Source organism: Thauera sp. SWB20, assembly GCF_000831325.1.
GTDB lineage: Bacteria > Pseudomonadota > Gammaproteobacteria > Burkholderiales > Rhodocyclaceae > Thauera > Thauera aminoaromatica.
Window position 1 is genome coordinate 41,685 of record NZ_JTDM01000016.1, and the last position, 25,784, is coordinate 67,468.

A 25,784-nucleotide genomic window follows, 5' to 3' on the forward strand; every position below is an offset into this window, starting at 1 on the left:
GCGGCCGCGACTTACCCCACGACGCTGGCCGCCACCGGCGCCAGGCGGCGTGTCCGCGACAGATCGATACCATCGAGCCAGGCCAGCAACTCGCTCATCGCCAGGCCCTCAGCCGACAGCCGCGCGGGGTCGGTGAAACGCCCGCGCTCCAGGCGCTTGTACAGCACCCAGAACCCATGGCGGTCCCACACCAGCAGCTTGGCCTTGTCGCGGCGCCGACCGATGAACACGAACACCTGACCCGAGAGCGGGTTCATGCCCATGCAGCGCGACACGATCTGCGCGAGCCCATCGATCGACTTCCTCATGTCCACCGCTTCGCTATAGACGTGGGCGCGGATCGCCGAGGACAGGATCACGGCAGCCGCGCCAGCACGCGATCGAGCACCTGCCGCGCAGCCGCCCCGTGCAGGCGCAGCGTCATCGATTCGGGCAGCACGACTTCGATCTGCATCGCATCGACCTGCCCCGAGGAGGCTGGCTGCACGAGCGCGATGAACCGGCCGCCGGCTTCGCCGACTGCCGACCCTGCCTCGACAGCGGCCAGGCGGTTGATGCGGTGCCGGAACGTCGACAGCGCCAGGCCGGTGGCCTGGCAATACTGCGGAATGCTCAAGCCTTGCCGGCGCCGCTGCTGCTCATGCGAGCGCCAGAATGCATCGTCGCGATGCACGCGCCGCTGAACGCCCGCTTCGCCACGGTCCTGAGCCGGTGGTTCTTCCAGCGCCATCAGTCTGTCCTGCTCCATCATCGTCGCTCTCCTGAAGTGAATTCGGGAGCCGCAACGATCGGCGATTCAGCGCTGACCGGGAACTACGGGGTTGCTCGGACGGTTACGTAGCACGAGCTGATCGGCAAGCCAGCGTGCCGCCTCGGTTTTGCCGATGCCCGCCGGGCCGACCAGCAACACGGCAGGCCAGGACACCCGGCCATCGCCCAGACTGGACAAGGCGAAGTGATCACGCATCAGCTCGGCCAGTTCATGGAAGTTTGGAAAGGCCTGCGCGAACTCATCCAGAAGGGCTTTCCAGTCCGGGGGCAGCAGGCCCAGTTGGCGGCTACCATGGCCCGCCCGCTTGATCCGCTCCGCCATCGCCTGTGCGCGCTTGAACTTGTCGTCGCCTTTCGGTCGGTGGCGATCCACGAACGTCTCCAGCCCGGCTTCATCGAGAAAGACGATGCTCGGCAAGGGCATTGATTTAGCGGTTTCTGTCGGCTGCTCCTGAACCTGTTCCGGTTTGGCTTCACTCGGGACGGGCTCATCTTCAACCGCTATGGCGGCGCGTACATCTTCGGTCGTCACCTTGCCCAGATCGAGCACCACCTGCTGTACACCCTGTTCGACGATGAGCTGGCGGCTGCGGCGCACTTCTTCGGCAAACAATCCTTGGATGCCGTCGTGTTGCGGGCAGCGTTTCGGACGGATGCCGTCCCCGACAACCTGTACACCGCAAACGGGGCATTTTTGCAGCGAAAGGTGCTTGGTCTGGGCAATCAGATCGAACACGGCTGCTGCACGTTCGCTGTGGCGTCGCGGCGGCTGGTAATGAATGGCCAGGCGATCCCGGTTGCAACTCACCGACAGTGAGCCCTTGCGTGCGACCACTGTGGGCGGCAGCAGACATTCCACCTGGGCAAACAGATGTGCCACCACGGCCAAATGCCCCGGCGCGGGTTCGACGATTTGCCGGGCAAGCCAGGGGTGTCGCGCCTTGAGCGCAGCAATGGCGGCTTCGTATTCCCGCAGGCGCAACGGGCGGGCTTGCTTTGGTTTGCGCATGATGGCCTCTCAGATTGCCTAACTATAATTTACTATAAGTGCGATTTACGCGAATCGCCAAGCTCCGTACTCTCGTCTTGTCAGCCAATAAGTCTTATAGTGATTTACAGTGAATTTAGAGATCCCGACATGCCAACCCTTGCCAACGAACAATTGCCAGGCTTTGCCGCCGCCTTGATACGACTGCGCGGGGAAACGCTGGGGCGGATCGCTGAAGCCACCGGTATCCGCACTGCCAACCTCTCGGTCTGGCTACGTGGCAAAGAGCAGGTGATCTCCGCCAAACGACTAGTCGGCCTGTTGCACCACCTCGGTGTGGAAGGCGGGCGCCTGCGTAGCGACGTGTTGCACCAGTGGCAGGATCGTGGGGCACTGGATGACAGCAAGCTCGTGCTAGGCAAGCTGCTGGCCGACAAGCAGTCGGTGTGGTTGTTTCAGGATGAGCAGCCGGGGCTTATCAAGACCCGCTTTCTGTTGGCTGGCGATGTGCTGATCCGCATGGAGATCGAGCCGGGCGTCGATCAAGCCCTTGATTTGGCGACAGTCGTCAGGGTGGATCGTGTCATCAGCACCCCTACAGCATTGGCCGGGGTACCAATCGACTCGTTGGCATCTGCGCGCAACGTCCTCTTGGCCCTGGCGGAGCAGACCGCATCGGACGTGGGTGACGAAGAGCTGCTGGAAGGGCTGATGTTCCGTCTGACCGAAACATTAGGCAGTAATGTCACTTCAGCGCAGGGCTGGCAACAACTGGAGCAGGCGCTGCGCTTTGCATTCAACGCAGGAGCCCAGCCTGGCGACATCGCCAAGCTGGTTGATAGCCATTTCCGCAGCGGCGGCAACGCGGACATGCCGCCAGCTCAGTAGGCAAAAAAATACGCTGCTTCCAGCCTCTGGGCTTTCAAATCGAACTGCGCTGATCGCAATAACCGTTGGCTGGTCACATGCCCCGTTACTCCCTATCTGGCACTACGTTGTTTCCAACAAGGCGCAACGTTCTTTCCAATGCTCTGTTGTTCGGGCACATGATCAGGCAGCGAAAAGCTAATTTCCGGCCACGTACATTCCAAAGTTGTACAACGTACATTCCAAATCCCTCGACTGTTATTGCTTATCTTGTGCCCAGGTTAGTGAGTAACGGGGCATGGGTCTTTGTGACCAGCAAAAATTATCTGTGCGATCAGATCGGGCTGCCGGCTAACTGTGTAAACAGTGTGGCGGCATGCTGGCAACAACGTGGCAACCTTGTGCGAACAATGTGTTGAATGGGTGGCAAGGATGGTGGCGACAATGTGGTCACCCTATGGCGACAGTGTGTAGCCATGGTGGTGACAGTGCGGCACTGCGCCCCTTGTTACCACATTCAACTCACAAGGGCAGTAGCCAAGAACAATCTTGCTGCTTCCGCAGCATTCAAATGATAGACTCCAAACGACTTAAGACGACTTTCAACTGCAACCTTCGAGCGCCATCGACATGAGCACAGAACCGTGGGTTACCGCCGATCACGTCGCCCAGCACTTGGGCGTGGCCAAGGACACCGTGTACCGCTGGCGCGAGCGCAAGGGTCTGCCCGCACACCGCGTGGGGCGGCTGTGGAAGTTCCAGCTCTCCGAGGTGGATGAATGGGTGCGTGCAGGCGGCGCAGATGAAGATGTCGGTGAGCCGGGGAGTCGGCATACATGAGCTCCATGGCATTCCCCCGCCAGAACAACGGCGGTAGCAAACCGTTTGGGTCTTTGAGGCAAGGTTCATGACGACCACAGAACAACAAATCGAACTCGATCTGATCGCCAAGCTCGGCGACCTCAAGTACACCTATCGCCCCGACATTCGCGACCGTGCCGCGCTCGAAGCCAACTTCCGAGCCAAGTTCGAGGCGCTGAACCGCGTGCACCTGACTGACAGCGAGTTTCAACGCTTGCTCGACGGCATTATCACACCCGATGTCTACGCCGCTGCCCAGCGGCTTCGCAACATCAACAGCTTCGAGCGCGACGATGGTACGCCGCTGAACTACACCTTGGTGAACATCCGGGACTGGTGCAAGAACGACTTTGAGGTCGTCAACCAGTTGCGCATGAACACTGACAACAGCCATCACCGCTACGACGTGATGCTGCTCATCAACGGCGTACCGGTGGTGCAAATCGAGCTGAAGACCTTGGCGGTCAGCCCGCGCCGGGCCATGCAGCAGATCGTTGATTACAAGACTGACCCCGGCAATGGCTATAGCAAGACACTGCTGTGCTTCCTGCAGCTCTTCATCGTCAGCAACCGCACTGACACTTGGTATTTCGCCAACAACAACGCACGGCACTTCAGCTTCAACGCAGATGAGCGCTTCTTGCCGGTTTACCAGTTTGCCAGCGAAGACAACAAGAAAATCACGCTGCTCGATAGTTTTGCCGAGAAGTTCCTAGCCAAGTGCACTCTAGGGCAAATGATCAGCCGCTACATGGTGCTGGTGGCCAGCGAGCAGAAGCTGCTGATGATGCGGCCATACCAAATCTATGCCGTCAAAGCCATCGTGGAGTGCATCCACCAGAATTGCGGCAACGGCTACATCTGGCACACCACCGGCTCAGGCAAGACGCTGACTTCGTTCAAGGCGTCCACCCTGCTCAAAGACAATCCGGACATCGACAAGTGTCTGTTTGTGGTGGATCGCAAAGACCTGGATCGCCAGACTCGCGAGGAATTCAACCGCTTTCAGGAGGGCTGCGTCGAAGAGAACACCAACACCGAGACACTGGTGCGCCGCCTACTGTCGGATGACTACGCCGATAAAGTCATCGTCACCACCATTCAGAAGCTGGGCCTGGCTCTGGATGGGGCCAACAGACGCAACTACAAGGAGCGGCTGGAGCCATTACGCAACCAGCGCATGGTGTTTATCTTTGATGAATGCCACCGCTCACAATTTGGCGACAACCACAAAGCCATCAAGGAGTTCTTCCCCAACGCCCAGCTTTTTGGCTTTACCGGCACACCCATCTTCGAGAAGAACGCCAGCTACCAGCAGATCGAAGGTCAGCAGGCCAGTTACCGCACGACCGACGACCTCTTCCAGCGTTGCCTGCATCAATACACCATCACCCACGCCATCGAAGATCGCAACGTCCTGCGCTTTCACGTGGATTACTTCAAGCCCGAAGGCAAGAATCCTCCCAAGCCTGGTGAAGGTGTGGCCAAGCCCAAGGTCATTGAAACCATTCTCGCCAAGCACGATGCAGCGACCAATGGCCGCAAGTTCAACGCGGTGTTGGCAACGGCCAGCATCAACGATGCCATCGAGTATTTCGAACTGTTCGCGGAGATTCAAAAACAAAAGACCGAGCAAGACCCTGAGTTCCGTCCGCTGAACATTGCCTGCGTATTCTCTCCACCTGCCGAGGGCAACAAGGACGTACAACAGATTCAGGAAGACCTGCCGCAAGAGAAAGAAGATAACCAGCAAGACCCCGAAGGCAAGAAGGCGGCGCTCACGCGCATCGTGACCGATTACAACGCGCGCTTTGGCACCAACCATCGCATCAGCGAGTTCGACCTGTACTACCAGGATGTGCAAAAGCGCATCAAGGATCAGCAGTATCCCAACAGCGATCTCCCCGCCGCGCAAAAGATCGACATCACCATCGTGGTGGACATGCTGCTCACCGGTTTCGACTCCAAGTACCTCAATACCCTATACGTGGATAAGAACCTCAAGCATCACGGCTTGATCCAGGCGTTTTCGCGCACCAATCGCGTGCTGAACGACAGCAAGCCCTATGGCAACATCCTCGACTTCCGTCAGCAGCAAAAGTCGGTCGAAGACGCGATAGCACTGTTTTCCGGCGAGAAGATCGACAACCCGCGTGAAATCTGGCTGGTGGAATCCGCAGCAGAAGTCATCCGCAAGTACGAAGCTGCCGTGGCGGGCATGTCGCGCTTCATGGCCGACAAAAACCTCGTGTGCGAACCCGAGGCGGTATACAACCTCAAGGGCGATACCGCCCGCATCGAGTTTGTCAACCGTTTCAAGGAAGTGCAGCGGTTGAAAACCCAGCTCGATCAGTACACTGATTTGGCACCCGAGCAGAAAGCGCACATTGACACCGTCCTGCCGCCCGACCAGTTGCAGAGTTTCCGCAGTACCTACCTGGAAACCGCCAAGCGTCTGAAAGAAATACAGAGCAAGGAAGGCGATCAGGCTCCGCCAGAAGTGCAGCAGCTTGATTTCGAATTCGTGCTCTTCGCCTCAAGCGTGATCGACTACGACTACATCATGAGCCTCATCGCCAAGCTGACCCAGCAGAAGCCCGGCAAGCTCACCATGAACCGTGAGCAGCTCATCGGCCTGATCCAGTCCGATGCCAAGTTCATCGACGAGCGTGAGGACATTGCCGAGTACATCCGGGGCTTACCGGTCAACGAAGCATTGGATGAAAAGCAAATCCGCAGCGGATTCGACCGCTTCAAGGCAGAGAAAAAAACACGGGAACTCACCGATCTCGCCAACCGCCACACACTGGACGCATCAGCGCTGCAAGCCTTTGTCGATGACATTTTGCGCCGCCGCATTTTCGATGGCGAACGCCTCTCCGAGTTGATGGCCCCGCTGGAACTTGGCTGGAAAGCCCGCACGCAGAAAGAGTTGGCCCTGATGGAAGAGCTGACACCACTGCTGCACAAGCTCGCCCAGGGTCGAGAGATTGCTGGTTTGGCTGCCTATGAGGAGGGGCGATGATGGGAACCGTCTTTACACAGGGGGCGCAGTGGGTTCGTGCGGACTTCCATCTGCACACCCGCGCAGATCGTGAGTTCAAGTACACAGGCGATGACAACTTCTACAACAGCAATTATGTGAACGCGCTGGAGAAAGCAGGTATCCAGCTGGGCGTCATCACCAATCACAACAAGTTCGATTTTGAGGAGTTCAAAGCGCTGCGCAAGACAGCGCAGAAGAAGGATATTGCGCTGTTGCCCGGCGTCGAGCTGTCGGTCAATGACGGGGCCAATGGCATCCACACCTTGGTTGTTTTTTCCGACGACTGGTTGGCCGATGGTCATGACCATATCAACCCCTTCCTGGGCGTTGCGTTTGAAGGAAAAATCCCTGCCCAGTACGAGCAGGAAAACGGGCGTTCCTCTCTGTCACTGTTGGAAACCATCAAGAAGCTGGAAAGCTATCACCGCGACTTTTTCCTTGTCTTTGCCCATGTCGAAGCACCGAGCGGACTGTGGGCCGAATTGGACGGGGGGCGTCTTGCCGAACTGGGCCAGAACGAATTCTTCCGCCGTCGCACGTTGGGCTTCCAAAAGGTACGCACGTACAACAAGCTGCAAGAGAAAAGCAAACCCTGCCGGACTAAAACGCAGCAGCATCTAGGTGGCTGGTACCCCGCCGAACTGGAAGGCTGCGACGCCAAATGCATCGAAGAGATTGGTCAGGGCAAAGCCTGTTACCTCAAATTGGGTGAACTGTCCTTTGAGGCGGTCAAGTTTGCTCTGAGCGATTCTGCTTCGCGGGTCGCCACGGAGCCGCCCAAGCATCTCGCATCGCACATCCGCAGCATTCACTTTGACGGGGGCATCCTTGACGGGAAAACGCTGCATTTCTCGCCTGAACTGAACACGTTGATCGGCATCCGGGGCAGCGGCAAGTCTTCCATTCTGGAAGCAGTGCGCTACGCCCTCGATATTCCTCGCGGGGAGAAGGCGCAGGACACCAAGTACAAGGATGAACTGATCCGCCACACTCTGGGCAGCGGCGGCAAGGTGACGCTGACGGCCTGTGACGTATACGGACAGGAATTCACCATCTCCCGCATTTTTCGCGAAGCGCCGAACGTCTATCTGGACGGCAAATTGCAGCCCGGTGTATCGATCCGGGAAACCGTACTGCGCCGTCCGATCTACTTCGGGCAGAAAGACCTTTCCAGCACCGGCGAAGGTTTCGAGACCGATCTAGTGGAAAAGCTGGTGGGCGAAAAGCTCCGCACACTGCGAGACGAAATCGAAACCCAACGCCAGCATGTGCGTGATGCAGCAAGTCGCTGGCTCAAGCTCAACAATACTGCCGAACTCAGGCGTGATTACCAGTCCCAGCTCACCGATGCCAACTTCCGGCTGAAGAAATTTGAAGAGTACGGGGTTGCCGACAAGCTGCAAAAGCGCCTTGGCTTCCAGCAGGATGCCAGTGCACTGGCACGCATGAAGGAGCGGGCAGACAGCTTTGTGCTCGCCCTCGGGCAATTGATCGCCGAGCACGAAGACGATCTGCGTAATGCCACGAGCTACGTCTCCAAGCAGAACCCCGATTTCTTCACGGCTTATTACGCCGAATTTGCCAATCTCGTTGCCAAAGTCGATCAGCTCAAGCAAATCGAGCAAGAGGCCCGCGCTGTTACCTCCCGGCTTCAATTCAAACAAGGCGAGTTCGATGCCGCGCGCCAGAGTCTTCAGGAAGAGTTTGCCCAGGTCGAACGTCAGCTGGCTCAGGAACTCAAGCAGACCGGCATGACGGCCATCCAGCCGGATGACTTCCTGACCCAACAGCAGCGTAAAACCAAGGCGGAGCAAATGCTGGAGGCGCTCGCCAAGCAGGAAAGCCAGCAAAGCAGTATCCGCGACGCACTGTTTGCCGAGATCGACAAGCTCAACGGCCTGTGGCTGCGCGAGTTCAACGCCATCAAGGCCGAACTGGATCGGGTGAACGCTGGCCATACCGCCTTGCAGATCGAAGCCGACTTCAAAGGCGACAAGGAAGCCGCCATCGGCTTCATGCAGCAGCTCTTCAAGGGCAGCAACATCCGCGAAACCACCCTGCGCGCCGTGATGGAGGACTATGCCGATTTCGGCGGCCTGCTGCGTGATTTGCCAAACGCCTTGAAAAAAGCGGGCAGCACGCCGGAGGTGTTCGAAAAGACCTTTATGCAGAACCTGACGGAGTTCGTCACCTGGCAGGTGCCCAACCGTTTCGTCATTCGCTATCGCGGCAAGGAACTCAAGCACCACTCGCTCGGGCAGCGTGCTTCCGCGTTGCTGCTATATGTGCTCAGCCAGCGCCAGAACGACGTGATCATCATTGACCAGCCGGAAGACGATCTGGACAACCAGACCATCTACGACGACGTGATCAAGCTGCTGCGCGAGATGAAGCCTCACGCCCAATTCATCTTCGCTACCCACAACGCCAACTTTCCGGTGCTGGGTGATGCGGAGCAAGTGCATGCCTGCCGCTATCAGGATGAGCAAGTCACCGTACAAAGCGGCAGCATCGACGCTCGTCCGGTGCAGGACGCCATCATCAACATCATGGAAGGAGGCCAGGAAGCCTTCAACCGACGCAAAGAGGTTTACAACCTATGGAAACCACAGAACTGATCGACTGCTTGAGCCGTGGCGAAGACAGCCGCCATCAGTTCAAAGAGAACTTCACCAATGCCGACGCGCTGGCGGCGGAGATCGTGGCCTTCGCCAACACCGCTGGCGGGCAGATTTTCATTGGCGTGCAAAACGACGGCACGGTGCTGGGCTTGTCTCACGCGGACATTGACCGCCTGAACCAGCTCATCTCCAACAGTGCCTCACAAAACGTGCGGCCTGCGGTGAACCCGCTCACCGAAAATGTGCCGCACCCCAACGGCACCGTAATGGTGGTCACCGTTGTGGAAGGCGTCAGCAAACCCTACATGGACAAGAACGGCGCCATCTGGGTAAAGAACGGCTCGGACAAGCGCCGAGCCACCTCGCGTGAAGAAATCCAGCGCCTGTTCCAGCAGGCGGGTCTGGTGCATGCGGATGAGACGCCTGTGGCGGGCTTGAGCGCGGGCGATGTGGACCTGCCCTATTTCGCAACCTTTTTCGAACAGCAATTTGGCGAGCCGCTCGCCCAGCACAAGCAACCGCTGCCGCAGCTCTTGACCAACATGAACCTGATGAACCACGGGCAGCTCAATGTGGCGGGCAGTCTGCTGTTTGCCAAAGCGCCGCAGTACGCACTGCCTGCCTTCATCGTCAAGGCGGTGGCTTTTGTCGGCAATGAGATCGAAGACCAGCGCTACATCGACAGCCGCGACATCACCGGTAAGCTGGCCGATGTATTCCAGCAGACGCTCGGCTTCATCGTCGCTAACACCCGTGCCACTCAGGGTGAACAGGGCTTCAACTCCCAAGGCCAATCGGAGATTCCGCGCATCGTCTGGGAAGAGCTGGTCGCCAACGCGCTCATCCACCGCGACTACTTCATCAGCGCGCCGGTGCGCGTGCTGGTGTTTGCCGATCGGGTCGAGATCATCAGTCCCGGTCATCTGCCCAATAACCTGACCATCGAAAACATCAAGGCAGGCAACTCCAATATGCGCAACCCAATCCTGGCGTCCTTTGCCGCCAAGCTGCTGCCCTATCGCGGACTGGGCAGCGGCCTGCTGCGCGCCTTGCGGGCCTGGCCGCAGATTGAACTGATCGACGACCGGGCGGGGAATCTGTTCAAGGCCATCGTGAAACGGCCGCAGGAGCAAGCGGCATGAGTGGCAATAAAAAACAGCCCTTGGTGCCTCGGTTACGGTTTCCTGAGTTCAAGAATACAGCCGAGTGGCAAAGTCCTACATTGGGCGAAGTATCTGAACCGGTTGAAGAACGGGTGGGCGAGCGAAAACTCACGCCGGTGAGTATCTCTGCCGGAATTGGTTTTGTACCACAGGCAGAGAAATTTGGACGGGATATTTCCGGGAGCCAATACAAGCTATACACCGTAGTGCGTGATGGTGACTTTGTTTATAACAAGGGGAACTCTCTCAAGTTCCCACAAGGTTGCGTATACGATCTTCAAGGTTGGGGTGAAGTTGCAGCACCTAATGTTTTTATCTGCTTTCGCTTGAAAAATGGATACGAGAATGGCTTTTATCGTCAATGCTTTGAACGGAATGTGCATGGCATCCAGCTGAGAAAGCACATTACAAGCGGAGCAAGGAGCAATGGACTGCTCAATATCAGTAAGGAGGCTTTTTATGGCGTGGCAATTCCAGTGCCAAGCCATGCAGAACAACAAAAAATCGCTGACTGCCTGTCTTCGCTGGATGATCTGATCGCGGCGGAAACTTACAAGCTCGACACCCTCAAGACCCACAAAAAGGGCCTGATGCAGCAGCTTTTCCCCCGCGAAGGCGAAACCGTGCCACGGCTGCGGTTCCCGGAGTTTCGGGAGGCGGGGGAGTGGAAACCTAAGACTATCGGTAATTCATGCGAGTCGTTTAGTGGCGGCACACCAAGTACAACAAATAAGAGTTTTTATGGTGGCGAGATTCCATTTATTCGATCGGCTGAAATCGACAAAGTTAAGACGGAGCTTTTTTTAACCAACGAAGGACTAGAGAATTCAGCAGCCAAGCTGGTTAGGGCGGGCGACATTCTAGTCGCTTTGTATGGGGCTAACAGCGGTGATGTGGCGCTATCGAAGATCAACGGCGCTATAAATCAAGCCATTCTTTGCCTAAGGCACGAAACCAGTGACAGATTTGTTTATCAATACTTGTCGCACAAGAAGGAATGGATCATTGCAACCTTTATTCAAGGTGGGCAAGGAAATCTTTCTGGAGAAATCATTAAGGCAATCAGTTTGTTTTTTCCAAATCCAAGTGAGCAAGAACATATCGCCGACTGCCTATCCTCCCTCGACGATCTCATTACCGCCCAAACCCAGAAAATCGACGCCCTCAAGACCCACAAAAAGGGCCTGATGCAGCAGTTATTCCCTGTGCTGGATGAGGTAGGCGCATGAAGCCCGCCCAATCCTTCGCCGACTTGCCCGCGCTGGCCGCTCATCTGCGCAGCGAGCTGGAGAACAAGAAGACCATCCTGCTCTATGCCTACAACGGCACCGGCAAGACGCGGCTGTCCATGGCCTTCAAGGACAGGGGCAAGCAGGACGACGCTCGCGATACCCTGTATTTCAACGCATTCACTGAAGACCTGTTCCACTGGAACAATGATCTGGCAGGCGATGCGGACCGGCGCTTGCTGCTCAACAGGGATTCGCGCTTCTTTCAGGGGCTGTTCGATCTGGAGATGGACAACCGCATCCGCCCATTGCTGCGGCGTTACGCGGATTTCGACTTCCGGATCGACACCGAGGGCCCAGAGTGGGCGGTGCGCTTTTCGCGCTTGGCGGATGGCCAGACCGCTGACAACATTAAGGTGTCACGTGGCGAGGAAAACATCTTCATCTGGTGTTTTTTTCTGGCTGTGGTCGAACTGGCGATGGACGCCGATATCGAGGCGTACCAATGGGTGAAGTACCTGTATATCGACGACCCGATCTCGTCGCTGGATGAACACAACGCCATTGCCGTCGCCAATCACTTGGCGCAGTTGCTCAAGCGGCAGGACAATCGGCTCAAGACAGTGCTCTCCACGCACCACACCTTGTTTTTCAATGTGCTCTGTAACGAGCTGGGCAAGGCGCGCCGCTATGTGATCAACAAGCACCCGCCCAGCGGCGGCTATCTGCTACGGCCCGAAGAGGGCGATACGCCCTTCTTCCACCACGTTGCGGCCTTGGCGGAACTCTATCAGGCTGCACAGGAAGATCGCTTGTTCACGCACCATTTCAACATGCTGCGCACGATTCTGGAGAAGACGGCGAGCTTCCACGGACACAAGAACTTCTCGGCCTGCATCAAGCAAGAAGATGATGACCCCGACGGCATTTTGCACGCGCGCCTGATCAACATCCTCAGTCACGGCAACTACTCGCTGTATGAGCCGCAGCAGATGCTCGATGAGAACAAGGCTTACTTCAAGAAGATTCTGAACGACTTCCTGAATTGCTACCCCTTCAATCCCGATTTGTTCCCTCAAGTTTCTGAGGTCGCAACAGCAGGTACACCATGACTGAGTTCGAAAAACAAAAACTGGGCAAGACCCTCTGGGCCATCGCCGACCAGCTGCGTGGCGCGATGAATGCGGACGACTTCCGCGACTATATGCTGGCTTTTCTCTTCCTGCGCTATCTGTCGGACAACTACGAGGCCGCCGCGCAAAAGGAGCTGGGGGCGGACTATCCAGAGCTTCCTTCCGATGTGTTGAGGCAGACCGGCGTGAATACGCCACTTCAAGCGTGGTACGAGGAAAATCTGGACGACGTACCCGAATTCGAGAAACAGATGCGCCGCAAGGTGCATTACGTGATTGAGCCGCAATACCTGTGGGGCAACATCGCCGAGATGGCGCGCACGCAGGATGCCGAGCTGCTGCATACCTTGCAGAAGGGCTTCAAGTACATCGAGGAAGAGTCCTTCGCCAGCACCTTCCGGGGCCTGTTCTCGGAGATCAATCTGGCGTCGGACAAGCTGGGCAAGACCTACAGCGAGCGCAATGGCCGCCTGTGCAAGATCATCGCCGAGATCGCCAAGGGGCTGGGGCAGTTCTCTACCGATAGCGACACGCTGGGTGATGCCTACGAGTACCTGATCGGCCAGTTTGCGGCAGGCTCGGGCAAGAAGGCCGGCGAGTTCTACACGCCGCAGCGCATTTCAGACATCCTGTCGGCCATCGTCACGCTGGACAGCCAGGAGCCAGCCACCGGCAAGCGCCCGCATCTGGATAGCGTCTTCGACTTTGCCTGCGGCTCGGGCTCCTTGCTGCTCAATGTGCGCCGTCTGATGGGGCCGCATGGCATTGGTAAGATTTACGGCCAGGAAAAGAACATCACCACCTACAACCTAGCTCGCATGAACATGCTGCTGCACGGGGTGAAGGACTCGGAGTTCGAGATTTTCCATGGCGATACCCTGCTCAACGAGTGGGATATGTTGCGCGAAACCAACCCAGCGAAGATGCCGAAGTTCGACGCGGTGGTGGCCAACCCGCCGTTCAGCTATCGCTGGGAGCCGAGCGAGGCGCTGGGCGAAGACGTGCGCTTCAAGAATTACGGCCTGGCACCGAAGTCTGCTGCTGACTTTGCCTTCCTGCTGCATGGCTTCCACTTCCTCAAGCAAGATGGTGTGATGGCGATCATCCTGCCCCACGGTGTGCTGTTCCGTGGCGGTGCCGAGGCTCGCATTCGCACCAAACTGCTCAAGGATGGGCATATCGACACCGTGATCGGCCTTCCGGCGAACCTGTTCTTCTCCACTGGCATACCGGTGTGCATCCTGGTGCTGAAAAAGTGCAAGAAGCCGGACGACGTGCTGTTCATCAATGCCGCCGAGCATTATGAGAAGGGCAAACGCCAGAACCAGCTCTTGCCGGAGCACATTGACCAAATTATCGACACCTACCGCTACCGCAAGGAAGCGCCGCGTTACTCGCGCCGGGTGAGCATGGAAGAAATCGAGAAGAACGATTACAACCTGAACATCTCGCGCTATGTGAGCACCGCGCAAACTGAGGAAGAGATCGACCTGGCAGCGGTTCATGCCGACCTGGTTGCCACCGAGAAGAAGATTGCAGATGCCAAGGCGCGCCACAATCAGTATCTGGCTGAGTTGGGGTTGCCACTGTTGCCTTGAGCCAAATACTGATGCTGGAAGATTGGTTCAGTCTGCCGCTTACCTGGAAACCCTTTTCCCTTCCAGCAACAGTCTGCGGCAGTAGCTCCATTCAACGAGCTGCCCGTTGTTGAAGAGAATGAGCATGGCGCAGAGCATGGCAAGTGTCATGCTCTGCGACAAATCTGGCATCAAGCGCTGTGTTTGCTTGCTTGCGTCGCGCTGCTCTGCAGCATCTTTGGTGATTGTCTGAAAGTCATTATTGATTTTGCAGGCAACTCCCAACTTGCCCAGTTGATTCAGCAAGCTCGCACCCTGCAGACCTAGCAAAAGCCGCTCAGATGTGCTGGTAGACGTCTGCCGCATCCCGCCTATCAGCTCATCAACTTGGGCAGCCAGCTGTCGCATCAGTTTCTTTTGCTGTTGCAAAGGCATGCTGTGTTGAAAGGCATCATCGAGCAGCAGCTCATCTATTTCCGAAAGCAGCGCAATGCTATTGGCAACCCGGCGATAACTGTCGGCCAATTTTTCAAGCTTGCGTGTCCTTGGGCTGTGTGTCTCCACCGAACAGTTGTTGGTGCCGAAGAGGGTGAGTTCAGCTAACTTCTCAAAGAAGTTCGACTGAATTTCGTGTGGCAGCGCCTTGAAATCGCGATGTTGCTGAATTTTTGCAATCAGGCGCTCCCTGAATAGTGAGCGTCCTGCCTCCGTGTCGGGCAGGTACTCACTATGTTCTACTGACTTCACCTGTGCTCTCCCGCTTCCAGATTTCGAGCTTGTCTGCCCATGCCTGCATCATGTCCCGCCGCTCTTCGAGGTAGGTGGCATGGTTATAGGTACGGCGTACCGAGTTTGGTTCTGAATGGGCAAGCTGCGCTTCGATGGCGTCGGCGCGGTAGCCCATCTCGTTCAGACGGGTGCTGCCTGTGGTTCTGGTGCCGTGTGGGCTGTAGGTGCCGCTCCAGCCCAGCACCTTGAGCGCCTGCCGGATCGAATGCACCGACATCGGCCTGTTGCGGTCATCCCTGCCGGGAAAGAGGTGCGTCCGGTCGCCGCTGATGGCGTGCAGGCGGCGCAGCATGTCTACGGCTTGCGACGGCAGCGGCACAACATGCTCGCGGCGGGCTTTCATGCGCCGGGCTGGGATCGTCCAAAGCGCCGCATCGAGATCAAATTCAGCCCATTCCGCCTCTGCTGTCTCGCTCGGGCGTGCCAGTGTCCACCACATCAACTGGATGCAGAAATTGACCTGATAGCCGCAGCGGTGGTTGTCGAAGTCGTTGAGCAGCTTGCCGATCTGCGCGGTGGTCAGCGCCGTCTTGTGCTGCGTCTTGTTGGCGGGCAGCGCCTTGCGGACGGGCCAGACAGGATCGTTGTCTGCCCGCAAGGTGGCGACCGCCAATTCGAAGATGCCGGACATGGTGCGTTTGGCTTCGGCGGCAACGGTCGGCGCACCGCGCTTCACGGTCTTGGTGAGGATGTCGAGAACGTGCGCCGAGGTGATGTCGCGCACCGGGAGCTTGCCGATGCTGGGGAAGACCACCCGCTCCAGCATGTCCAGGCGGCGTTTCTTGGTGATGTCTTCCCAGTCCCGCAGAGCCAGCCACTCTTTGGCAACGGTCTCAAAGGTATTGGCGGAATCCTGTTCGCGCTTGAGGCGCTCAAGCTGCCGATGCTGGACGGGGTTGATGCCTTGCTTGACCAGCTTCCGCGCTTCCTCGCACTTGTCCCGCGCTTCGGCAAGGCTGACGGTGGGGTAGTCGCCCAGCGCAAACCACGACCCCTTACCGCCCAGCTTGAAGCGGTAGCGCCAAGCCTTCACCCCATTGGGCTTCACTTCGAGGTAAAGGCCGCGAAGGTCATTCAGGCGGTAGAGCTGCTCCTTCGGTTTGGCAGCACGGCAGCGGGCATCTGTCAGCACGGTGTCACGAGATCGGCAATGAGGAACGACAGAAGGATCATATACACCATCTGTCGCCTCGTCCAATCTCCGTATACACCAGCGTAGTCACTTTACGCGAGCAAGGTCGGGCAATCTCATGCAATCCATAGAAACGAAAAACCCCGGAATTTCCGGGGTTCTAGCGCTTCTTTCTGGGTTCTAAGCAATCTTGTGAAATGCTGAGAAATGGCTCTCTAGGGTCAGACGTTGAACAGGAAGTTCAGCACGTCGCCGTCCTTGACCACGTATTCCTTGCCTTCCGCGCGCATCTTGCCCGCTTCCTTGGCGCCGGCCTCACCCTTGTACTGGATGAAGTCGTCGTAGGCGATGGTCTGGGCGCGGATGAAGCCGCGCTCGAAGTCGGTGTGGATGACGCCGGCGGCCTGCGGCGCGGTGTCGCCGACGTGGATGGTCCACGCGCGCACTTCCTTGACGCCGGCGGTGAAGTAGGTCTGCAGGCCGAGCAGCGTGTAGCCGGCGCGGATCAGGCGGTCGAGGCCGGGTTCTTCCAGGCCCATGGTCTCGAGGAATTCCTTCTTGTCGGCGTCCTCGAGGTCGGCGATCTCGGCCTCGATCGCGGCGCACAGCGCGACCACTTCGGCGCCCTCGGCGGCGGCGTGGGCGCGCACGGCGTCGAGGTGCGGGTTGTTGTCGAAGCCGTCCTCGGCGACGTTGGCGGCGTAGAGCACCGGCTTGGCGGTGATCAGGCAGAAGGGCTTGAGGCTGGCCCATTCTTCCTTCGACAGGTCGAGCGCGCGCACGGCCTTGCCCTGGTCGAGCTGGGCGAAGCACTTCTCGAGCACGGCGACGAGGATCTTGGCCTCCTTGTCACCCGAGGCGGCAGGGCGCTTGTAGCGGTTGAGCGCCTTCTCCACGGTGGCCATGTCGGCGAGGGCGAGCTCGGTGTCGATGACCTCGATGTCGCGGATCGGGTCGACACTGCCGGAGACGTGGATCACGTTGTCGTCCGCGAAGCAGCGCACGACGTGCACGATGGCGTCGGTCTCGCGGATGTTGGCGAGGAACTGGTTGCCCAGGCCTTCTCCCTTGGAGGCGCCGGCAACCAGGCCGGCGATGTCGACGAACTCGACGATGGCGGGCTGGATCTTCTGCGGCTTGACGATCTCGGACAGCGCGGCCAGGCGCGGATCCGGCACCTCGACGATGCCGACGTTGGGCTCGATGGTGCAGAAGGGGTAGTTCTCGGCCTGGATGCCGGCCTTGGTCAGCGCGTTGAAGAGGGTCGACTTGCCGACGTTGGGCAGGCCGACGATTCCGCATTTCAGGCTCATGTGAATCCTTGATCGTTCCGGGGGCTGCGTCGCCGCATCGGGGGCTACGGCCTTGATCCGGTATGGAAAGCCGGGGATTGTACCGTGTCGCGGGGTAGGGCTCCAAAGCGGGCGCGGGGTCGCGCCGTGCGCGGACTGCGGGGTAGGGAGGCGGTGGGGTGCCGTGGTTGGGTGCGGCTTCGATCCGACCGCGGGGCCGGGGCGGGGCACGATCTCTTCGTGCATTTCCGCAGCCGTGCCGGTTTCCGTAGGAGCGACGCGAGTCGCGATCGCCACCTCCGCATCCACCGTGGCCTGGCCGACCGCGTCGTCGCGGCTCCTGCGGCCATCCTCGCCATTTCCGGCCAGGAGCCATTCGGTTCGCTGCCGGCCTACAATCGCCCATCCTGCATTTGCCCAAAAACACACCGGAGGAGAAGGGATGAGCATCAACTGGATCGAGGCGATCGATGCGTGCAGCAACGCGGCGCTGGCGTCGGGGGCGCTGGTGCCGGTGCAGGCCGAGCAGGTCGAAATGGAAGACGCGGGCATGCGCTTCATCGTGCGCTGGGTGTCCTCGCTCGCGGCCAAGGATGCGAGCAGGAGCGCCGCGCCGGCGCAGGCCGACGCCGCTGGCGACAGGGCGGGCAAGGCCGAAGGCGTGCAAGGTGGGGTGGTCAATGACAAGGTGACCAAGGACGACAGGACGGTGGCGATCCCCGGCGGGCCGCGCGATCCGAACTTCAATCCTTTCCTGAATCCCGACCCGGCGCTCACCGTCGGACGGGTGGGTGATGCCCATGTGGCGATCCTGAACAAGTTCCCCCTGTGCGCGCGCCACCTGGTGCTGGCGCGGCGGGAGTTCGAGGAGCAGCTGCGGCCGCTCGCGCGCAGCGACTTTGCCGCGCTCGCCGAGCTGATGGGCGAGGCGGGCGGGATCGGGCTCTACAACGGCGGCACCGCTGCGGGGGCGAGCCAGCGCCACAAGCACGTGCAGTGGATGCCCGACGATGCCGGCAACGCCAGCCTGCGGCTGTTCGCGCCCGGGCTGCCCGCAGGGCTGGCGGAGCAGGGGATGGCGACGCATCCGGCGCTGCCGATGCGGCATTGCTTCGTGCGCGTGCGCTGCGGTCGCGGCGAGGCGGTGGAGACGGCGGCCGACAGCCTGCAGGCCGGCTTCGAGCGTGCGTGTGCCGAGCTCGGCCTGGGAGTGGGGGAGGACGGGCTGCTGCCACCCTTCAACCTGCTCGCGGGCGATGGCTGGCTGCTGGCGATTCCGCGCAGCCGGGAGCACTTCGAGGGGATCTCGATGAGCGCGGTGTGCTTCGGTGGCACGCTGTACACACGCCATCGCGAGCAGATCGAGGCGATCCGCGCGGTCGGGCCGCTGCGCGCGCTGGCGGCGGTGGGCTGCTGAGCGGGATCAGGCGGCGGAGCCGTCCGTCGCGGGCGGTTCCGTGCCGGCGTCGGGTTGCGCGGGCCTGGGGGTCTTGGGAGGCTTCGGGGGCTTGGGCGGCGCGGGACGTACGTTGAGCCGGGTCGCCGCGGCATTGAGCTCGCCGCGCACGATCTGCGGCCAGACCGCGAGCGCCTTGTCGAGCGCTTCGTCGATCTGCTGCTGTTCTTCGCGCCGCGCGGGCTTGAGCACGAAGTTCACCACCTCGTTGCGGTCGCCCGGATGGCCGATGCCGATGCGCAGGCGCCAGTAGTCGTTGGTGCCGAGGTGGGCGGAGGTGTCCTTGAGGCCGTTGTGGCCGCCGAGGCCGCCACCGAACTTGAGGCGCAGCTGGCCGGGGGGGATGTCGAGCTCGTCGTGCACGACGAGGATCTCGGCCGGTTCGATGCGGTAGAAGCGCGCGAGCGCACCGATCGCCTGGCCGGAGCGGTTCATGAAGGTCTGCGGCATCAGCAGCCACATGCCCGCTTCACGCGCGTTGGCCACCAGGCCATGGAACCGCGACTCGAACGAGTAGCGCGCGCCGAGCTGGTCGGCGAGCCGCTCGCAAAACCAAAACCCGGCGTTGTGCCGGGTTTCGGAGTATTCGGCGCCCGGATTGCCGAGGCCGACGATCAGACGGGGCGGACGCGCGGCGGCGTTGCTCATCGGTCGTCGGTCTCCTGCATCCGGGCCGGGCGATCAGGCCTGCTCGCCTTCGCCTTCGGCTTCGGCGGCACCCTTCACCTGCAGCGCGGTCGCGACCACCGGGTCGCCTTCGCCGTGCTGCACCAGCTCGACGCCGGCCGGCAGCTTGATCTGCGAGACGTGCACCGACTGGCCGGCTTCCAGCGCCGACAGGTCGACCTCGATGAACTCGGGCAGGTCCGTGGGCAGGCACTGCACGTCGAGTTCGTTGATGGTGTGCGAGATCATGCAGCCGCCGAGCTTGACGGCGGGGGCGACGTCGGCGCCGACGAAGTGCAGCGGCACCTTCAGGTGCATCTTCTCGCCCGCGGCGATGCGCTGGAAGTCGAGGTGCAGCACCTGCTGCTTGAACGGGTGCCATTGCACGTCGCGCAGCACGGCGTTCTGCTTGGCGCCATCGACCTCGATCGAGAGCACGGAAGCGTGGAAGGCTTCCTTGCGCAGCAGGTGGTAGAGCTCGTTGTGGTCCATCGACACCGGCTGGGTTTCGCCCGCACCGCCGTAGAGGATGCCCGGGATCCGGCCGGCGCGACGCAGGCGGCGGCTCGCACCCGTACCCTGCGCGTCACGCTTGGTGGCCTTGAATTCGATTTGCATGTGATGCTCCTGAGTGGGTTGTCCCCGCCCGCGACCAGGCGGAGACGGTGGATGCCCGTCCGACGCGGGGCCGGAAGGGCGAAAGCCTTATTCCATGAACAGCGAGGAGACCGACTCCTCGTTGCTGATGCGCAGGATGGTGTCGGCGAGCAGCGAGGCCACCGAGATCTGGCGGATGCGCGGGCACGCCTTGGCGTCGTCGCGCAGCGGGATGGTGTCGGTGACGACCAGCTCGTCGAGCTCGGACTCGTTGATGCGCGAGACCGCCGCGCCCGACAGCACCGCGTGGGTGCAGTAGGACAGCACACGCTTGGCGCCGTGCTTCTTGAGCGCGGCGGCAGCCTTGCACAGGGTGCCGGCGGTGTCGACGATGTCGTCCATGATCACGCAGGTGCGGCCCTCGACCTCGCCGATGATGTTCATCACCTCGGAGACGTTGGCCTTGGGGCGGCGCTTGTCGATGATCGCCAGGTCGCACTCCATGCGCTTGGCGAAGGCGCGCGCGCGCACCACGCCGCCGACGTCGGGCGAGACGACGAGCAGGTCGTCGTACTTCTGCTTGTCGAGGTCGGCGAGCAGCACCGGCGCGGCGTACACGTTGTCGACCGCGATGTCGAAGAAGCCCTGGATCTGGTCGGCGTGCAGGTCCATGGTCAGCAGGCGCTGGACGCCCACCGCCTGCAGCATGTTGGCGACCACCTTGGCGGTGATCGGCACGCGCGCCGAGCGCGGGCGGCGATCCTGGCGGGCGTAGCCGAAATAGGGGATGGCGGCGGTGATGCGGCCGGCGGAGGCGCGCTTGAGGGCGTCGACCAGCACCAGCAGTTCCATCAGGTTGTCGTTGGTCGGGGAGCAGGTGGGCTGCAGGACGAAGACGTCCTTGCCGCGCACGTTCTCGAGCAGTTCGACATTGACCTCGCCGTCCGAGAAGCGGCCGACGGTGGCCGAGCCGAGGGAGATCCCCAGGCGTCGCGTCACGTCGGCGCCAAGCTTGGGGTTGGCGTTGCCGGTGAAGACCATCAGGCTGCCGTGGGGCATTTCTGCTACTCCGAGTGCCGTAAGGAACGACGAGCGAATATTCGGCGCGTAAAAACGACTCGGGCAGACCCATGGTCTGCCCGTCGTTGTATGGCTGGGGAGGAAGGATTCGAACCCTCGAATGCCGGAATCAAAATCCGGTGCCTTAACCGACTTGGCGACTCCCCAAGAAACCTTTTTCGCTGCGCGTCGAGTGCTGCGCGGGCACTATTGTAACCACTCGTAAAGCGGATGGCGAGCGATGCTGCGCGCCTTCCAAGCCTTCCAGCGTGGCGGACAATCTTTCGTGATGCGGTCGGCCTCTTCTTCCGAGGAGACTTCCGCGAACACGCAGGCGCCCGAGCCTGTCATGCGGGCCGGTGCATGCACATCCAGCCACTCGATCACACGCAAGACTTCGGGGTAGCGACTGCACGCAACCGGCTGCAGGTCGTTTCGCGTAGTGCTTGCTGCGAAGTCCGCCATTCTGATGGGGGGCGTATTTCTCGTCAAGTCCCCCGCCGAAAAAATTTCGGCGGTCGGCACCTGGACCCCGGGCGAGATCACCACGTACCAGGCCGGCGCCAGTTCGAGCGCCTGCAGCGCCTCGCCCACGCCTTCGGCGAAGGCGTCGCGGCCGTAGACGAACACCGGCACGTCGGCGCCGAGCTGCAGCCCGAGCGCCTGGAGTTGCGCGCGTGACAGCCCGGTGCCCCAAAGGCGGTTGAGCGCGATCAGCGTGGTCGCCGCGTCCGAACTGCCGCCCCCGATCCCGCCGCCCATCGGCAGCACCTTGTGCACCGTGATGTCGGCGCCGAGCGCGCAGCCGGTGTGCGCCTGCAGCAGGCGGGCGGCGCGCACCACCAGGTCCGCGGCCTCGGGTACGCCGGGCACCTCGTTGCGGCGGTGGATCGCGCCGTCCGTGCGTACGGCGAAGTCGATCGTGTCGCCCCAGTCGAGCAGGCGGAATGCGGTCTGCAGCAGGTGGTAGCCGTCGGCGCGGCGGCCGACGACGTGGAGGAAGAGGTTGAGCTTGGCCGGCGCGGGGCAGGCGGCCAGTCGCGCGGGATCGCTGCAGTCGGGGGTGTGCAGGGTGTTCAGGGCAGGGCGGTCCATGAATCGATGATCAGACGCACGCGGGCATCGCCGCGCGAGATTTCGAGGCGTTGCGGTGCGGCCGCGGCGGTGTCGTCGGCATAGCCGGCGTAGTCGATGCGCCAGCCCTGGTCGAAGACGAGCTGCGGACGACCGGCGGCGTCGAGGATGCGCACCTCGGCGTCGGCCGCCGGGGCGGCCTGGATCCAGCGCGGCAGGCGCGCGGCGGGCAGGTCGACGCCGAGCGCCTCGGGCAGCAGCGCGTCCACGTCGGCGGCCTCGCGCCGGCTGCCGTCTGCAGCCTCCAGGCTGGCGCCCGCAGGATCGCCCTCGAGCAGGGCGACGACCTGGCCGAGGGGGCTGAACAAGGTGAGGCGGTCCTGCTCGTCGTCATGCACCCATTCGAAGCGCCCGCTCGCCGCATTACGGCCGTCGGTGGCCGACAGCCGCCCCTCGACCGCGAACGCGGGCAGGAAGGGACGCGCGGCGGGCTGAGCGCCGTCGCGCACCAGCGTCGGCGTGCATGCCGCAAGCAGCAGTGCGCAGGCGCCGCCCAGCAGGGTCCGGCGCAGGCCTTGCGAGCGATGCGGGGGGCGTCGGCTCACTGGATGCCCAGTCGGCGGCCGGTGTCCGTCAGCAGACGGTTGTCGGGGTGGGCTGCGAGCGCCTCGGCGAAGATCCGTCGGGCCTCGTCCCGACGGCCGAGTGTCCATAGCACCTCGCCGAGGTGGGCGGCGATCTCGGCGTCCTTGCGCATGCCATAGGCGCGCTCCAGGTGGACGAGCGCGCCGACCTGATCGCCGCGGCGGAAGCGCACCCAGCCGAGGCTGTCGAGAATGAAGGGGTCTTGCGGCATGAGCGCATGCGCGCGTGCGATCAGCGCCTCGGCTTCGTCCAGGCGCAGGCCGCGGTCGGCGAGCGAATAACCGAGCGCGTTGAGCGCATGCGCATGATCGGGCTGCAGCTCGAGCACGCGGCGCAGGCGCGCTTCGAGCAGGTCCATGCGACCGATGCGCTCGGCGAGCATGGCGGCCTCGTAGAGCAGGCCGGTGTCTTCGGGGTTCTCGCGCAGGGCGGCATCGAGCAGCGCGAGGGCCTCGGTCGGACGCTCGGCGTCGCGCAGGATCTGCGCCTCGGCGAGCAGGTAGCGGCGGGCGAGGTCGGGATCCTCGACGTCGTTGCGTAACAGGGCGCGCGCCTCTTCGATGCGTCCTTCGTGCGCGAGGCTCAGGGCGCTGCGGATGTCCGCCTCGGGACGGAGGTCCTCGCTCTCGATCTCGCCGAACCACTTGCGTGCGCGCTCGCCCTCGCCGCGGTCGGCGGCGATCTGGCCCAGGTGAAGGCGGATGAGGTCGGGTTGCGGGTGCTCCGCGGCGAGCGCGCGTGCGAAGTGCAGCTCGGCCGCGGCGAAGTCCTCGAGCTGCATCGACAGCAGGCCCACCGCATAGAGCAGTTCGGGATCCTGCGGCGAGGCTTCGAGCAACTGGTTGAAGGCCGCGCGTGCCTCGCCGAAGCGCTGCGCGCTCACCAGCGCACGCGCCTTCGCCAGGCGCAGCGACCGGCTCGCCGGCGCGCGCGCGGCCTCGGCCTCGAGCACGCGCAGGGCCTCCGTGTGCGCGCCTGCCTGCTGGAGGATCTGCACCTTCAGCAGCACCGCGGGTTCCCAGCCGCTGCGCAGCTCGAGGGCGCGATCCACCGCAGCGAGCGCGCCCATCCTGTCCTCGACCGCCTGTGCCGCCTGCGCGCGGGCGATGTGCGCCTCGGGCATCTCGACGTAGGGTTCGGTCAGGCGCATCACGATGCCGCGCACCGCCTGTTTGTCGGGTACGCGGGCGAGGGTATGGCCGAGGCTCAGCAGGTTCTGCGCGAGGCGGCCGTTCGATTGCGCGAGCACGCGCGCGAGCTGGAACTGGATGGCCTCGAGGTTGATGTCCTCGCCGCGGCCGGCGCCGCTCAGCCCGGCGAGTACCCGGCGCGCCTCGTCCGAGTCGGGGGCGACCTCGGTCCAGATCTCCGCGGCGCCGCGCGCCATCACGAGGTTGCGCGAGTACATCGCGATCTCGGTGGCGCGGCGGGCGATGCGCGGGTCGCGCGTGCTGCGCGCGAGGTCGAGATAGAGCTGTGCCGACAGGCCGATCTGGCCGCGCGCGCCGGCGATCTCGGCGAGCAGGAAGTGGTACAGCGTGCGCGGCGTGAGTTCCTGCGCGGGCAGGTTGCCCTCGCCGGCCTCGCCGCTGGCCGCCGTCGCGACCCCGCCGGCGCCGAGCGCGAAGGCCAGGCAGAGGGAGCGGGCGATGCGGGCGAGCTGGGTTTTCATGGGAGGAATTCCGGGACCTTCGATGGGTTGCGCCAGAGCCGCGGCGCAAGAAACGCCTGGCACCCGCCGGGGGGTGCCGCGAAAGCTTCGAGTGCTCGGCTACAATTCGGTTCATGCCATGGTAGGCAGATCGCCGCCCCTGCCGCAACCCGTTCCCCGTGTGCGCCCGCGCGCGGGCAGCCCACGGATTCCTTTCCCGATGCCCGAACTGCCCGAAGTCGAGACCACCTGCCGTGGAATCCGGCCGCACGTCCAGGGCCGCAGCCTGAGCCGGCTGGTGGTGCGCAATCCGCGCCTGCGCGTGGCGGTGCCCGCCGACCTGCCCGCGCACATCGAGGGCGCCAGGCTCGAGGCGGTCGACCGGCGTGCCAAGTACCTGCTGCTGCGTTTTCCCGCGGGCACGGTGATCGTGCATCTCGGGATGTCGGGCAGCCTGCGCGTGGTCGCGGCGGCCGAGCCGGCGGGCGCGCACGACCACGTCGATTTTGTCTTCGGCGAGTGCGCGCTGCGTCTGCGCGACCCACGCCGCTTCGGCATGGTGGTATGGCAGCCCGGCGACGTGGCGGCGCATCCGCTGCTCGCCGGCCTGGGGCCGGAGCCGCTCGGCGACGGCTTCGACGCCGACTGGCTGCTGCGCATCACGCGCGGTCTGCGCGCGCCGATCAAGCATGTGCTGATGGACAGCCGCAAGCTCGTCGGCGTGGGCAACATCTACGCCTCCGAGAGCCTCTTCCGCGCCCGCATCCATCCGCTCGAGCCCGCCGGCCGGCTCGGGCCGCGACGCTGCGCGCGCCTGGTCGATTGTGTGCGCGAGACGCTCGCCGCCGCGATCGCGGCCGGCGGCAGCACGCTGCGCGACTTTGTCGGCGGCGACGGCCGGCCAGGCTATTTCCAGCAGCAGTACTTCGTCTATGGTCGCGACGGCGAGTCCTGCCGGGTGTGCGGCACGCCGGTGCGGCGCATCGTCAGCGCCCAACGCGCGAGCTTCTTCTGTCCGCGCTGCCAGCGCCGCAGCTGAAAGGACGGCGATGCCCCGGTGGGGGGCATGCAGGCGGCGTGCAATTTGGCACGCTCGCGAACCGCGAAGCGGGTTATGGTGAATAATGTTCTGCGCTGCGGGCCGGCGAGGCCTTGCCCTCGCGCGCG

General features: G+C 62.0%; 22 protein-coding genes and 1 tRNA gene. 10 read left to right on the forward strand and 13 right to left on the reverse strand.

Going from position 1 to position 25,784, the window contains the following annotated elements:
- Window positions 1-11: 11 nt before the first annotated feature.
- Genes tnpB through PO78_RS07710 form a run of 3 tightly spaced genes read right to left on the reverse strand, consistent with a single transcriptional unit; the run spans window position 12 to window position 1,780 of the window.
- Window positions 12-359: an IS66 family insertion sequence element accessory protein TnpB gene (gene tnpB / locus PO78_RS07700; protein ID WP_043743036.1), complete on the reverse strand. Its 348-nt coding sequence runs from the start codon at window positions 357-359 to the stop codon at window positions 12-14.
- Window positions 356-751, reverse strand: a complete 396-nt coding sequence (gene tnpA, locus PO78_RS07705; RefSeq protein WP_043743039.1) for an IS66 family insertion sequence element accessory protein TnpA — start codon at window positions 749-751, stop codon at window positions 356-358. Before tnpA ends, tnpB begins: the two co-directional genes overlap by 4 nt.
- A 45-nt stretch (window positions 752-796) precedes the next feature.
- Window positions 797-1,780 (reverse strand): ATP-binding protein, encoded by a 984-nt coding sequence (locus PO78_RS07710; protein WP_197068748.1) that lies wholly within the window; start codon window positions 1,778-1,780, stop codon window positions 797-799.
- 129 nt (window positions 1,781-1,909) lie between these two features.
- On the opposite strand from PO78_RS07710, the gene PO78_RS07715 reads away from it, so the two are divergent.
- From PO78_RS07715 to PO78_RS07750, 8 genes are all read left to right on the forward strand, one after another.
- The gene (locus PO78_RS07715) at window positions 1,910-2,647 is read left to right on the forward strand and encodes a hypothetical protein (protein WP_023109366.1); all 738 of its coding nucleotides are present in this window, start codon (window positions 1,910-1,912) and stop codon (window positions 2,645-2,647) included.
- A gap of 609 nt (window positions 2,648-3,256) precedes the next feature.
- Window positions 3,257-3,466 (forward strand): helix-turn-helix domain-containing protein, encoded by a 210-nt coding sequence (locus PO78_RS22200; protein ID WP_023109365.1) that lies wholly within the window; start codon window positions 3,257-3,259, stop codon window positions 3,464-3,466.
- A 67-nt stretch (window positions 3,467-3,533) separates the two neighbouring features.
- Window positions 3,534-6,512, forward strand: coding sequence for a type I restriction endonuclease subunit R (locus tag PO78_RS07725; protein ID WP_043743042.1), 2,979 nt, complete (start codon window positions 3,534-3,536; stop codon window positions 6,510-6,512).
- Entirely contained in the window at window positions 6,509-9,151 is a 2,643-nt protein-coding gene (locus PO78_RS07730; RefSeq protein WP_043743044.1) for a TrlF family AAA-like ATPase, read from the forward strand. Before PO78_RS07725 ends, PO78_RS07730 begins: the two co-directional genes overlap by 4 nt.
- The gene (locus tag PO78_RS07735; RefSeq protein ID WP_043743047.1) at window positions 9,133-10,296 is read left to right on the forward strand and encodes an RNA-binding domain-containing protein; all 1,164 of its coding nucleotides are present in this window, start codon (window positions 9,133-9,135) and stop codon (window positions 10,294-10,296) included. The genes PO78_RS07730 and PO78_RS07735 overlap by 19 nt, the downstream gene beginning before the upstream one ends.
- Entirely contained in the window at window positions 10,293-11,546 is a 1,254-nt protein-coding gene (locus PO78_RS22205) for a restriction endonuclease subunit S (RefSeq protein WP_043743049.1), read from the forward strand. The genes PO78_RS07735 and PO78_RS22205 overlap by 4 nt, the downstream gene beginning before the upstream one ends.
- Window positions 11,543-12,658, forward strand: coding sequence for an AAA family ATPase (locus PO78_RS07745; RefSeq protein ID WP_043743052.1), 1,116 nt, complete (start codon window positions 11,543-11,545; stop codon window positions 12,656-12,658). The genes PO78_RS22205 and PO78_RS07745 overlap by 4 nt, the downstream gene beginning before the upstream one ends.
- Entirely contained in the window at window positions 12,655-14,277 is a 1,623-nt protein-coding gene (locus tag PO78_RS07750; RefSeq protein ID WP_043743055.1) for a type I restriction-modification system subunit M, read from the forward strand. Before PO78_RS07745 ends, PO78_RS07750 begins: the two co-directional genes overlap by 4 nt.
- A 39-nt stretch (window positions 14,278-14,316) precedes the next feature.
- Here PO78_RS07750 and PO78_RS07755 read toward each other — a convergent pair whose 3' ends face one another.
- From PO78_RS07755 to ychF, 3 genes are all read right to left on the reverse strand, one after another.
- Complete coding sequence (locus PO78_RS07755; protein ID WP_023109358.1) at window positions 14,317-15,003, reverse strand: hypothetical protein; 687 nt, start codon at window positions 15,001-15,003, stop codon at window positions 14,317-14,319.
- The gene (locus tag PO78_RS07760) at window positions 14,984-16,177 is read right to left on the reverse strand and encodes a tyrosine-type recombinase/integrase (RefSeq protein WP_043743058.1); all 1,194 of its coding nucleotides are present in this window, start codon (window positions 16,175-16,177) and stop codon (window positions 14,984-14,986) included. The genes PO78_RS07755 and PO78_RS07760 overlap by 20 nt, the downstream gene beginning before the upstream one ends.
- Before the next feature lie 221 nt (window positions 16,178-16,398).
- Window positions 16,399-17,490, reverse strand: coding sequence for a redox-regulated ATPase YchF (ychF, locus tag PO78_RS07765; RefSeq protein WP_043743061.1), 1,092 nt, complete (start codon window positions 17,488-17,490; stop codon window positions 16,399-16,401).
- A 421-nt stretch (window positions 17,491-17,911) separates the two neighbouring features.
- On the opposite strand from ychF, the gene PO78_RS07770 reads away from it, so the two are divergent.
- The gene (locus PO78_RS07770; protein ID WP_004308361.1) at window positions 17,912-18,886 is read left to right on the forward strand and encodes an ATP adenylyltransferase family protein; all 975 of its coding nucleotides are present in this window, start codon (window positions 17,912-17,914) and stop codon (window positions 18,884-18,886) included.
- Between the two features lie 6 nt (window positions 18,887-18,892).
- Here PO78_RS07770 and pth read toward each other — a convergent pair whose 3' ends face one another.
- The 7 genes from pth to PO78_RS07805 form a co-directional block, all read right to left on the reverse strand.
- Window positions 18,893-19,573 carry an aminoacyl-tRNA hydrolase gene (pth, locus tag PO78_RS07775; RefSeq protein ID WP_004308360.1) on the reverse strand — a complete coding sequence of 227 codons (681 nt, stop codon included), beginning with the start codon at window positions 19,571-19,573 and terminating at the stop codon, window positions 18,893-18,895.
- A gap of 33 nt (window positions 19,574-19,606) precedes the next feature.
- Window positions 19,607-20,209 carry a 50S ribosomal protein L25/general stress protein Ctc gene (locus PO78_RS07780; RefSeq protein WP_004308358.1) on the reverse strand — a complete coding sequence of 201 codons (603 nt, stop codon included), beginning with the start codon at window positions 20,207-20,209 and terminating at the stop codon, window positions 19,607-19,609.
- A gap of 87 nt (window positions 20,210-20,296) precedes the next feature.
- Window positions 20,297-21,247, reverse strand: a complete 951-nt coding sequence (locus tag PO78_RS07785) for a ribose-phosphate pyrophosphokinase (RefSeq protein WP_004308356.1) — start codon at window positions 21,245-21,247, stop codon at window positions 20,297-20,299.
- 91 nt (window positions 21,248-21,338) lie between these two features.
- A tRNA-Gln gene (locus PO78_RS07790) sits at window positions 21,339-21,415 on the reverse strand.
- Between the two features lie 39 nt (window positions 21,416-21,454).
- Window positions 21,455-22,342 carry a 4-(cytidine 5'-diphospho)-2-C-methyl-D-erythritol kinase gene (gene ispE, locus PO78_RS07795; protein WP_043743063.1) on the reverse strand — a complete coding sequence of 296 codons (888 nt, stop codon included), beginning with the start codon at window positions 22,340-22,342 and terminating at the stop codon, window positions 21,455-21,457.
- Window positions 22,324-22,926: a lipoprotein insertase outer membrane protein LolB gene (gene lolB / locus PO78_RS07800; protein WP_004308351.1), complete on the reverse strand. Its 603-nt coding sequence runs from the start codon at window positions 22,924-22,926 to the stop codon at window positions 22,324-22,326. Before lolB ends, ispE begins: the two co-directional genes overlap by 19 nt.
- Entirely contained in the window at window positions 22,923-24,638 is a 1,716-nt protein-coding gene (locus tag PO78_RS07805) for a tetratricopeptide repeat protein (RefSeq protein ID WP_004308349.1), read from the reverse strand. The genes lolB and PO78_RS07805 overlap by 4 nt, the downstream gene beginning before the upstream one ends.
- 199 nt (window positions 24,639-24,837) lie before the next feature.
- Here PO78_RS07805 and mutM point away from each other — a divergent pair, with 199 nt between their 5' ends.
- Window positions 24,838-25,656, forward strand: coding sequence for a bifunctional DNA-formamidopyrimidine glycosylase/DNA-(apurinic or apyrimidinic site) lyase (gene mutM / locus PO78_RS07810; protein ID WP_004308346.1), 819 nt, complete (start codon window positions 24,838-24,840; stop codon window positions 25,654-25,656).
- Window positions 25,657-25,784: the final 128 nt, after the last annotated feature.